A 10907-nucleotide genomic window follows, 5' to 3' on the forward strand; every position below is an offset into this window, starting at 1 on the left:
GATGAAATAGCGGATTTTGCGCATCGCCGTCCGGCTCGCCCAAGACCCCGCCGAGCTTATATCCAGCCTCGCCGCTCTCAAATCGCCAGGTCGGATGACGCTTCGCCAGATGCAGCGCATAGGGCGCGCCGAAATAGCCGCGCGGAAAGATTATGTGATACACGCGCTGGCTGCAGTATCTTTTGAGCCTGAATTCCTTGCCGCCAAAGCTTACTTCATCGTTCGGTGCTTTTTGTGATTTATCGGAGTCGAATTCGTCTGCGTTAAATTTAACGACGCTTGCCTCATTGCACGCTTCATTTAAATTTACGTTAGCTCGCGATACGTCGCGCTCGCCCGTTTGGGTTTGTTTGGCGTTGCCGTGTTTGAGCGTATCTGTTTTTAAAATTTCATCCGCCACCGCTTGAGCCGCGCCGTCTGCGTCAAATTTAACCCGCTCAAAAGTAAATCCCACGGCCTCCAGCCAATAGCCAATATACTCAAGCAGGTCGCACGGACGGTCGAAGAAGTCCTCCGCAAGCGCGAACTCGCAGGCAAATTTTATATTTTGCGGATCGCGGGTTTGCAGCAGGCAGCTAAAAATTTTTTGCCGCTCATCTCTGCTCGTCTGCGGATCCGCAAGCCTCTCGCGCCAGATTTGCGAGCTCTCGTAACTAAGCTCGCGCCACGGATACTCCGCGTAATACGCGCTCTCGTTCGGCTGCAATTTAAAAAGCTCGCCCAGATACTGGTGCAAAAACGGCGCGAACTCGAGACTTGCCGCAGCGATGACCTCTTCGGCGTTTTTCCAGCGCGCGCTTTTTTCATCTCTGCCGTATTTTTGCCGCGCATTTTTGCCTGCGCTTTTGTCCGCCCGCGCCGAGCGTGCATTCTCTCCCGTCTGTGCCGCGCTTTCGTCCTGCTTCGTTTCGCGCCCATCTGCCGCCTTTTCGCGCAAAATTTCAACCGCCGTGGCGATCAGAGCTTTAAAATCCCCCTCGCCTACATAGCCCAGAGCGTCCTTTAGCAGCGTGCCGCCCTCTTGCTGCCCACGCAGCAGGCTGTCTGCTAGCGTAAAATACGCTACCGCATCCCCTTGCAGCCGCCAAAACCGCTCGTATAAATTAGGCACTCTAAAGCCGTCGCGCTCAAAATCTCGAGCCAAGCTTAGCGCTTCGTCCCGCTTGCTCATCTTGCCATCCTTGCTTTTGAAATTTTATTTTGATAATTTTAGCGTAAATTTAAGTTAAATTTTGAAGGCGGCTTATTTTATATGTCGAAATTCTATGGAAAAATATGGGAGATTAAATTCGGCGGCGAATTAAATTTTAAAAGTACGCCGAGCCTCGTAGAGCCCGGCTAAATTTTAAAATAGCTCTTAAATTTAGAAGCTATCGTCTCTTTTTTCAAAGATCAGATGCAGCACGTAGGTCACGGCGAAAGTCAAGGTGCTAGGCACGATCCAACCGAGCATCGAGTCGTAAAACGGCATTTTCTTTACGATAAACGTAACAAGCGGTACCGAAATCCCCAAAATATCAAGTCCGTTTATGACGCCCTCGACGACGCAAACATAGACGCAGGCGCGGTAAATCAACTTGCTCGAATCGATCCATGGATTAATCAGCGAGAGGATTATCAGCATGATCGAGATCGGATAGATGGCGACGAGCACAGGGATGGAGCCTTTGATGATGGTCGTAAGGCCGAAATTTGCGACTCCAAAGCCGATCACGCACCAAGCGATCGCCCAGGTTTTGTATTTGATCTTACCTTTCGTAAGCTCTTCAAAGTATTCGCTAGCCGAGCTTATAAGCCCTAACGTCGTGGTGATGCAGGCTAGGAAAAACGCACTACCCAGGATCACGACGCCAATTCTTCCGAAATAATGATCGCTTACTCGCGACAAAAGCTCCGCTCCGTTGATATTCGGCGTATCTTTGAAAAGCTCCGCAGAAGTCGCGCCCAGATAGCCCAGCATAAAATATATCGTCATCAGTATGACGCCCGACATCATTCCCGCTTTTATCGTAGAGGTTACGAGGTGCTTCTCGTCACTTACGCCGGTTGCTTTAATGGCGTTAATTACGATGATTCCAAATGCCAGCGAAGCGAGTGCATCCATCGTCTGATAGCCCTCTACGAAACCCTTTGCTGCGGCATGATCGACATACTCCCCGCTAGGAGCGACGAAGCTTCCGATCGGAAATAAAAATCCCGCGCCGAAAAGCAGCAAAATAAGCGCCAAAAGTATCGGCGTGAGGTATTTTCCGAGCAGATCGACGAGCTTTGAAGGGTTCATACAGATGTAATAGTTCAGCGCAAAATATGCGGCAGAATAAACAAATAGCCAAATTTGAAGGCGCTCTTCCGCAATAAAAGGCTTAATCGCGATGTCAAAAGGCATATTCGCCGCGCGCGGTATCGCAAAAAGCGGCCCGATCGTAAGATATAAAAGCGCGGTAAAAACGATCGCAAACACCGGATCTATGCGGCGCACTAGGCTCTGAAGCCCCTTAGCGCGCGCAATACCTGCGACGCCGAGAACCGGCAGAAGCACCGCCGTAGCGCAAAAAAACATTATCGCGACATAAAAATTCTGTCCGGAATCCTTGCCTAAGCCCGGCGGAAAAATAAAATTTCCCGCACCGAAAAACATCGCAAACAGCGTAAGCGATATCGTCAAAAACTGGCTTCTACTAAGCTTGCCCTTCATCTTAAACCTTCTTTAAATAAAGTAAAGTTTGTATTATAGTTATAAATGTTTAAAACATATTTAAATTTAGCCACAAATCCTCTATCTCGTGATTTTTGATTCCGCAAACAGCACGCGGGGCGGCTAAAATTTTAAAAATTTTAAGTATAATCTCGCGAAATTCAAGGCTAAATTTAGACAAAATGAGCGAGGGATAAAGATGGCGAAGATTAAAACTACGATTTTTGAGTGCCAACACTGCGGCAATCAGCAAAGCAGATGGCTCGGCAGATGCCCGGACTGCGGCGCATTTGATAGCTTCGTCGAGCTCAAGCCCGCCCAGATCAAAGCGCTAAAAGAGATCGAGGGCGAGCTTGCCCGCACCTCGTCCGCAAGCGCCAAAGCGATCAGCGAGATAGAAATCGAACAAATTTCGCGCATCGACACCAAGGATAGCGAGCTAAATTTAGTCCTCGGAGGCGGCGTCGTGGAGGGCTCGCTCGTGCTAATCGGCGGCAGCCCCGGTATCGGAAAATCCACGCTGCTGCTTAAGATCGCGGCGAATTTAGCAAGCGGCGGCCGCGCTGTGCTTTACGTAAGCGGCGAAGAGAGCGCAAGCCAGATCAAAATGCGCGCGCAGCGGCTTGGCGCGATAAGCGAGCAGCTGTTTTTGCTCACCGAGATAAATCTGAGCGCCGTGCTTGAAGAGGTCGAACGCAGGGATTATAAGTTTATCGTCATCGACAGCATCCAGACGCTTTTTAGCGACAAGGCCCCCTCCGCGCCGGGCTCGATCACGCAGGTGCGCGAGATCACCTTCGAGCTGATGCGACTTGCCAAGGCGCGCGGAATTTCGATCTTCATCATCGGTCACATCACCAAAGAAGGCTCGATCGCAGGCCCGCGCATATTAGAGCATATGGTGGACGTGGTGCTGTATTTCGAGGGCGATGCGAGCAAGCAACTTAGAATTTTACGCGGTTTTAAAAACCGCTTCGGAGCTACGAGCGAGGTGGGGATTTTCGAGATGGGGCCGCACGGGCTTGTAAGCGCAAAGGACGTCGCGAGTAAATTTTTTACGCGCGGCAAGGCGGTAAGCGGCTCGGCGATCACGATCACGATGGAGGGCACGCGCGCGCTCGTCGTGGAGATCCAGGCACTCGTGTGCGAGAGCGGCTACCCCAAGCGCAGCGCCACGGGCTTTGACAAAAACCGCCTCGATATGCTTCTAGCGCTACTTGATCGCAAGCTTGAGATCGGGCTTGGCGGATACGACGTCTTCGTAAACGTAAGCGGCGGCGTCAAAATCACCGAAACGGCGTGCGATCTAGCCGTCGTCGCGGCGATCGTAAGCAGCTTCAAAAACCGTCCGATCAGCAAAGAAAGCGTCTTCATCGGCGAGGTGAGCCTAAACGGCGAGATTAGAGAGATCTTCAACCTCGATGCGCGCCTGAAAGAAGCCGCGATGCAGAAATTTAAAAACGCGATCGTCCCGATGAAGCCGCAAAACGCGCAGGGGCTTAAAATTTTTCACGCCACGGAGATTACGCAAATTTTAGATTGGATGTGAGGCAGAGCGCTTCTTAGCTTCAGTTTAGCAGGGGGGGGCGAATGGGCAAAAATAAATTTTCAGCGGCAAAGGGCGCGTTGCTTTTGCATGGGAGCGGCGAGGGGCGCAAGTGCGCCGCTTTTTGCATGGCTCACAAGCAAGCGCAAACAAGCTTGATCGCTAAAGCGCGATTTTTGGAATTTCACGTATCGTAGCGGCTCAAAAATTCGTTTGAGCTTTAAAACGGCTCGGCGACGGTGCGGTTAAAAATTTAATCATTCGCGCCGCATCCTAGTAAGCAAGATAGGCGCTTTGCGGCGCAAATTTTAAAATTTTGCCGCATTGCGGCGCAAAGCCAAGCGCGACAGCTCTTTGCGTCGCACAAAATTCTATCGCGGCGCACAGGACGTATCGCATAGGGCTAAGAGCCGGTAAAATTTTAGCGACGCCAAGCTCTCATGCGCGGGCGCGACGCGGATACCGCAAGCAAAGTATCGCGCGCCGAGCCGAATGGGCGCCGCCGTAGCACGTCGCAACCCGAAAAGGCTTGCTAGCAAGACGCTATGCAAGCCAAAGCGCGCAGGTCCGCCTCACGTAGCCAAAAGACAAAGCCTACAAGGCGGCAAGATGGCAACGCAGCGAGAGCGCGATGAAATTTTAACGCAGACCGCATAAGCCGTCGGCAAAGCCTAATTCTACGGACAGGCTCCGCGGATAAAATTTCGCAAATCTAGCACGGATAAAATTTCATAAATTTAAACGGAAAGGTGCATATGAGCCCAAACGTAATCGTCAAATTCGTCATTTTGTTTTTCATCAGAGCGCAAAGCTTAAACGTTAAATTTAGCAGGCTCGATGCCGTCGTATCGCGCGCTTACGCCAAATACGGGGTGCTGTTTAAGCTCAGCGTGCCGCTACTTGCAGCAGCGTCGGTATTTGCGCTGTTTAACCTATACGATTTTGCCAAAGCCAACTACGCGCTGACGATCTTTTTGCTCGCTTTGGGCTCGCCCCTGCTTACGTACAGCTTTTTTAAGGCGATAAAATCGGCGATGACCTTCGCGCTATTTGTGATCCCCTTTGCGGCGGTGTTTGCGATCATCGCGGTTACGGGTGCGCAGAAGCTTGATAACTCGCTAAATTTCAACATCGTCTTTCCGCTGTTTTTCACCCTCGTGTGGTTTGCGATGTCGGTGATCGCCGACGAGGACGTGGCGCAGATTATGAATAAGATCGTATCGAAGCTCTCCACGCTTTTCGTGACGATTTTCATCCTTTACAATTACGAGACGCTTCACGGAATTTTAACCGCGGGCGCGGGAGGGTATCGCGCGGGCAGCGACGAGCTAAACGCGCTTGACCTGGTATTTATGACGATTAGATTTTTCACGCTGCCTTCGATTTTTACATTGATGATTTTTGAGATCAAAGATTATCTTTTTATCAGATACGGCGCGTTCGTGCAGGCTCAGCAGGAGCGCATGCAGGATTTAAAAAATTCCAAGGGCTCGAAGTAAAATTTTAAAGCTTAGCTCGATCTAATTTTGCGCGACGCAAATGGTCGCAAATACTAAAGATTGCGACCGCCGTGTGAATACTGGGCTTCGGCGCGGCGGCGGGACTAATAAAATTTGAAATGAGATTTTAGGACAAAATTTTGAGATGGAATTTTAATGACACGCCGGTTATGCGCGGGTTAGAATTTAAAGCCGCGAAGCTTCAAATCCACGCCCTGCGTTAAATTTAAAATTTTAAAAGAAGCTGTATATGTCGTCTAAAAGGAAGTATTTTTTATCGACAGTGCCTTTGTAGAAAGGCTCGAAAGTATCGTTATACGCTTTTTTGAAAAAGCCCTCTTTGCTAAGCGAAATGAGCGCTTGATTGACGGCTTCTGCGAGATCTGCGTTACCTTTTTGCATCGCGATGCCTAAAAATACGTTCTCGCCAAGACTTTTGATATTAACCTCGACGCTAGGATCTGCGACCGGATAGACCATCACAAATAGATTATCGTCGCACGCGCCGTCGATCTCGCCGCTCTTTAACCGCTTGTAGCAATCGGAGGAATTTTTGCAATACACTAGATTGTAGCCGCCGTCCTTTTGCATAAACGCTTCGCCCGTCGAGCCGCGAATGACGCCTACTTTCTTACCTCGCAGATCGCTCATTTTTTGGATATTGTCGCTTTTTCTGGTTAAAACTCCGGAATTTACCGAAAGATAGGGCATCGAAAACTCATAATTTTTCTTTCTCTCCTCAGTAACGCTTGCAGCCGCGATAAGCATATCCGCCTGATTATTTTGAATGGACGGAAAGCGCGCTTGCGCCGATACCGGTATGAGCTCAATCCTGCCGCCGGTATCGCCTAAAATTTTGCCTCCGATTGCATTAGCAAGCTCTACGTCAAAGCCCTCAAAGCCGTTATCCGTAACTCTACTAAATGGAGGCTCATTTTCATAAACAGCGATACGAATGACTTTACTCTGCTTTATTTGGCTTAAAGAATTCGCAAGCGCAAAGATGCAAGATAGAAGAATTAAAAACAGTGATTTTTTCATTTTAAATTCCTTTTTTATTAAAAAAAGCTGTAAAGATCGTCGAGTAGGAAATATTTTTTATCGACGGTGCCTTTATAGAAGGATTCGAAAGTGTCCTCATAGGCCTTTTTGAAAAAGCCCTCTTTGCTAAGCGCGATCAAGCCTTTATTGATCGCTTCTAGCAGCTCCGCGTTACCCTTTTGCACCGCGACGCCCAAGAATACATTATCGCCTAAATTTTTTATATTGACCTCGACTGCGGGATCTACGATCGGATAGACCATTACAAAAAGGTTGTTGTTGCAATACCCGTCGATCTCGCCACTTTTTAATCTCCTGTAGCAATCGACTGAATCGTTGCAATAAGAAATATTATAACCGCCGTCCTTTTTGATATATGCCTCGCCGGTAGTCTTGCGGATGACGCCGATCTTTTTGCCCATCAGATCGCCTATTTTGTGAATATTTGAGTCTTTTTTCGTTAAAATTCCCAAATTCACCGTAAAATACGGCATCGAAAAATCCACGCTGCCTTTACGCTCTTCAGTGATGCTTGCAGCCGCGATTATCATATCTGCCTGATTGTTTTGCAGCATCGGAAAACGCACTTCGTTTGTTACCGGTATGAGCTCGATACGACCGCCGCTGTTACCGAAAATTTTACCGGCTAGCGCGTTGGCAAGCTCGACTTCGAAGCCTTCAAAGCCTTTCTCGCTTGACTTGCTAAAAGGCGGCTCATTTTCATAAACGCCCACTCTGATAACCTTGCTTTGCTTTATTTCGCTTAAGGAATTCGCAAAAACAAAGATCGCCGACAATAGAATAAGAAAAAATGACTTTTTCATAATTTCCTCCTTGAATTTTAAATTTTTCGTAATTGTAATGTAAATTTTCTTAAAATTTCATTTTACTAGAACCGAAACTATTCCCTAAATTGCGAGTTTAGCGATAAAATTTCGTAACTAAAATTTCTAAGCATAATGATAGAGGCTTTTTAAATTTTGCTGCCTTGCGCCAAACCCTGCCTGCTCTCATTAAATTTTAGCGCTTCGCTTAAATTCTGTGCGTCTATTAGCGCCATAAAAATAGCGCGCCACTGCGAAATTCTATGGAATTTTATAAATTCTGCAACGGCGCGTTAGTAAAATCTTACAATCTAAACCAAGCTCGCAAAGTCGGACAAAATAGCAAGGCTATGCGAGCCTTTTAAATTTTACCTGGCGAGAGCACACAGCTATGCTTACGAAAACAAACACAGGCGAGCTGTATCGCTATGCCCGCCTAAAATAAGCTATAAAGGTCATCCAGCAAGAAATATTTTTTCTCCGCAGTGCCCTTGTAATACGGCTCGATAGTCTCGTCATAGGTCTTTTTCATAAAGCCGTTCTTGCTTAGCTTGACTAGCTCGCCATTTAAGAACTCAAGCAGATCCTTATTGCCTTTAGAAACCGCGATGCCTAAGAAATCCGAAACGCCTAAATTTTTTATATTTACCTCAGTGTCGCTGTCGATGACAGCATAAGCCAAAACTATCAGATTGTCTGTCGCATATCCGATGCCCTTACCATCCTTTAGCATTTTATAGCATTCGTTTGCGGTAGCGCAATTTACAATTTCAAAGCCCTCTTTTCTAAAATACGCCTCACCCGTAGTTCCGCTTTCTGCGATGATCGGCTTACCGTGTAAATCAGACATAGTTTTGATTTTATCGCCCTTGCGGGTTAGCACGCCGATATTTACTGCGAAATACGGCGTCGTAAAATCGACCACCTGCTTACGCTCATTTGTGATCGTAAAGGTCGCAAGCACCATATCTACTTTATTTTCTTCCAACGCTTTTAAACGCTCACTAGCCTTTACGGGTACGAATTCTACCTTGCCCGCCTTGCCACCGAATATATCTTTTGATAACGCCTCGGCTAGGGTCACCTCAAATCCTTGAAATTTGCCGTCTTCAAATTTACTAAAAGGCGGTTGCGCCTCAAATACGCCTACGCGCACACTGCCCGATTGCCTAATCTCAGATAGGGTATTTGCCACTACACTACTTGTAAATAGCAATAAAATTCCCAAAATTATCTTTTTCATATCGTTCCTTTAATTACAATGATTAGCCTAGCCGCGCATTCGCGTCGCTTTGGCAAGCCGTTTTAAGCCGGTCGTATATTATTCGCTCACTTCTCCTTTCGACATTTTTTAAAATTTCTTTACCTTTGAAATTTTGCGGCGCATTTTACGCAAATTTCATTTAAAATACATTTAATCTGCGCCGTGATTTAGATCCCAATCGATCTCTCCCAAGCCGTGCGCGCGCAGATATTCGTTGCATCTGCTAAAATGCTTGCAGCCAAAAAACGCCCCTCCGGCAAGCGGGCTAGGATGAGCGGCGGTTAAAATGAGATGCCTCTGCGCATCGATCAGCACCGATTTTGCTTTGGCGAAATTTCCCCACAGCATAAAGACCAAATTTTGCCGCTTCGCGCTTAAAATTTTAATCACGGCGTCGGTAAAAATTTGCCAGCCGAAGCCGCTGTGCGAGTTTGCGCGGTTCGCGCCCACGCTAAGGCTCGCATTAAGTAGCAGCACGCCCTGCTTCGCCCAGTAGCTCAGATCGCCGCTAGCAGGCTCGCTGATACCCAGATCGCTCTTAATCTCTTTGTAGATGTTTACGAGGCTGGGCGGGATTCGCACGCCGTGCGGCACCGAAAAGCTAAGCCCCATCGCCTGATGCGCGCCGTGGTAGGGATCCTGCCCCAAAATCACCGCGCGCACCCGCTCAAACGGAGTAAGATTGAAGGCATTAAAGATCAAATTTCCCGGCGGATAGACGATCTCGCGCGCCTTTGCGGCGAGCAGGTTTTCTTTGATCTTCGCAAAATACTCGCTTAAAAATTCCTCCCTAAGCGCCTCTTTCCAGCCGCTCTCGATCCTCACGTCGTCTAAATTTATCTGCATGCCGGTCCTTTAAATTTAATGAATTAACGCCCTAATTTTACAATAAATTTTAAAAATAGCGTCGCGACCAATTACAGATGCGTCCATTAATACCCCATTTTATTTATTTGAACTATATTAAGTTCCGGATAAAAAATAACCTCGTGGTCATAATCGTCCGGCTGTTCCCATTTGTGCTCTTTTTTGTGCCATATTCGCCTTTTATCGTTAATTAGCGCCGTTAGGTTTAAATTTTCGATCGAGCCATAGATCAGATATTCCTTATCACCTGCATAATGATATGACGGCATCGCCCAGGATATTTTAAATTCGTGCAAATTTGTAGTTTCAGCTATGCAATCGGACTCAGAAACAAGCTCATAGCCCTTTTATAGCATTTCTTGTTGTGTTGCGATAAAAGGCTTATCCGCCTTTATAAAATGCGTGTAACAGATGCAAGTCTGTATTTTTTCGCTGCATGATAAGGAAGGTCTTTTTTTACGATAAATTAATAAAGTTTCTCCATTCGCATTTGTTAAAGATTTAAATTTAATCAAATCTTGATTTTCTATATACGAAAACCCCGTATTAAGGGGCGAGAATAAAAATGCTATAAATAAAACAAACAATATCAATGCCGCAAACGGTAATATCAATGCTGCGAGTATGACGATCTTGATGACTTTCCACAATGTTTTTAATATCTTTACTGCTTGCATTAAGATTTACCTCCTCTCTATTTTAAAATTTACTGCGGTATTATAAACCGCACCGCCAACCTTAGCGGCTTTAAAATTTCATCGTACGAACTTGCTTCTAAGGCCGTAATAAGGATAGTCCATCGCCGCAGCGGCAGCCTCTCGCGCCTGGACGCCTGCAAATTTTTCAATCACGCAAAGTCCAAGCTCTATGGAGCTGCTTACGCCGCCTGCGGTGATGATCTCGCCTCCTGCGGGCAGGCTTTCGCGCGCTAGCCGCTCGTGCACTACGTCCGCACAGTAAGGCGCCAGCAGATCGTAGCAAAACGGGTGCGTGGTCGCGCGCTTTCCGCGTAAAAACCCCGCTGCGCCCAGAAGCAGCGAACCGGTGCAAACGCTAAACTTATACTTCGCATCGCGCGCGGTTGCGAGCCACGAGATGAAGCCCGCATCGTCTTTAAGGCGGCGCGTCGCCATACCGCCGGGCACAAAAACCGCATCAAAGCCGCCTAGAT

The 10907-nt window shown here is 47.5% G+C and carries 13 protein-coding genes; 4 read left to right on the forward strand and 9 right to left on the reverse strand.

Features of this window, described 5'->3' with window-relative positions; all coding sequences use genetic code 11:
* A partial coding sequence (locus Q0614_RS03510) for a hypothetical protein (protein ID WP_298786565.1) occupies positions 1-1171 on the reverse strand: 1171 nt, incomplete at its 3' end.
* Positions 1172-1363: 192 nt separating this feature from the next.
* Positions 1364-2695 carry a branched-chain amino acid transport system II carrier protein gene (brnQ, locus tag Q0614_RS03515; RefSeq protein ID WP_298786567.1) on the reverse strand — a complete coding sequence of 444 codons (1332 nt, stop codon included), beginning with the start codon at positions 2693-2695 and terminating at the stop codon, positions 1364-1366.
* Between the two features lie 199 nt (positions 2696-2894).
* Here brnQ and radA point away from each other — a divergent pair, with 199 nt between their 5' ends.
* The 4 genes from radA to Q0614_RS03535 all read left to right on the forward strand — a co-directional run bounded on the left by radA (position 2895) and on the right by Q0614_RS03535 (position 5740).
* On the forward strand, positions 2895-4244 hold the full coding sequence (gene radA / locus Q0614_RS03520; protein WP_298786569.1) for a DNA repair protein RadA: 1350 nt from the start codon (positions 2895-2897) through the stop codon (positions 4242-4244).
* A 41-nt stretch (positions 4245-4285) separates the two neighbouring features.
* Positions 4286-4438, forward strand: a complete 153-nt coding sequence (locus tag Q0614_RS03525) for a hypothetical protein (protein WP_298786571.1) — start codon at positions 4286-4288, stop codon at positions 4436-4438.
* A 295-nt stretch (positions 4439-4733) separates the two neighbouring features.
* Positions 4734-4898 (forward strand): hypothetical protein, encoded by a 165-nt coding sequence (locus tag Q0614_RS03530; RefSeq protein ID WP_298786573.1) that lies wholly within the window; start codon positions 4734-4736, stop codon positions 4896-4898.
* 98 nt (positions 4899-4996) lie between these two features.
* Entirely contained in the window at positions 4997-5740 is a 744-nt protein-coding gene (locus Q0614_RS03535) for a hypothetical protein (protein ID WP_298786578.1), read from the forward strand.
* 234 nt (positions 5741-5974) lie between these two features.
* On the opposite strand, the gene Q0614_RS03540 is transcribed toward Q0614_RS03535, so the two are convergent.
* The 7 genes from Q0614_RS03540 to Q0614_RS03570 all read right to left on the reverse strand — a co-directional run.
* The gene (locus Q0614_RS03540) at positions 5975-6781 is read right to left on the reverse strand and encodes a transporter substrate-binding domain-containing protein (RefSeq protein WP_005873330.1); all 807 of its coding nucleotides are present in this window, start codon (positions 6779-6781) and stop codon (positions 5975-5977) included.
* Positions 6782-6798: 17 nt separating this feature from the next.
* Positions 6799-7605 (reverse strand): transporter substrate-binding domain-containing protein, encoded by an 807-nt coding sequence (locus Q0614_RS03545; protein ID WP_298786580.1) that lies wholly within the window; start codon positions 7603-7605, stop codon positions 6799-6801.
* A 436-nt stretch (positions 7606-8041) separates the two neighbouring features.
* Positions 8042-8848 (reverse strand): transporter substrate-binding domain-containing protein, encoded by an 807-nt coding sequence (locus tag Q0614_RS03550; RefSeq protein ID WP_298786582.1) that lies wholly within the window; start codon positions 8846-8848, stop codon positions 8042-8044.
* 171 nt (positions 8849-9019) lie between these two features.
* Positions 9020-9715 (reverse strand): uracil-DNA glycosylase, encoded by a 696-nt coding sequence (ung, locus tag Q0614_RS03555; protein WP_298786584.1) that lies wholly within the window; start codon positions 9713-9715, stop codon positions 9020-9022.
* A gap of 86 nt (positions 9716-9801) precedes the next feature.
* Positions 9802-10005, reverse strand: coding sequence for a hypothetical protein (locus tag Q0614_RS03560; RefSeq protein WP_298786586.1), 204 nt, complete (start codon positions 10003-10005; stop codon positions 9802-9804).
* A gap of 78 nt (positions 10006-10083) precedes the next feature.
* Complete coding sequence (locus Q0614_RS03565; RefSeq protein ID WP_298786588.1) at positions 10084-10413, reverse strand: hypothetical protein; 330 nt, start codon at positions 10411-10413, stop codon at positions 10084-10086.
* A 78-nt stretch (positions 10414-10491) separates the two neighbouring features.
* On the reverse strand, positions 10492-10907 hold a 416-nt coding region (locus Q0614_RS03570), incomplete at its 5' end, for a DJ-1/PfpI family protein (protein WP_298786590.1).

It is taken from the genome of uncultured Campylobacter sp., from assembly GCF_937997595.1.
GTDB lineage: Bacteria > Campylobacterota > Campylobacteria > Campylobacterales > Campylobacteraceae > Campylobacter_B.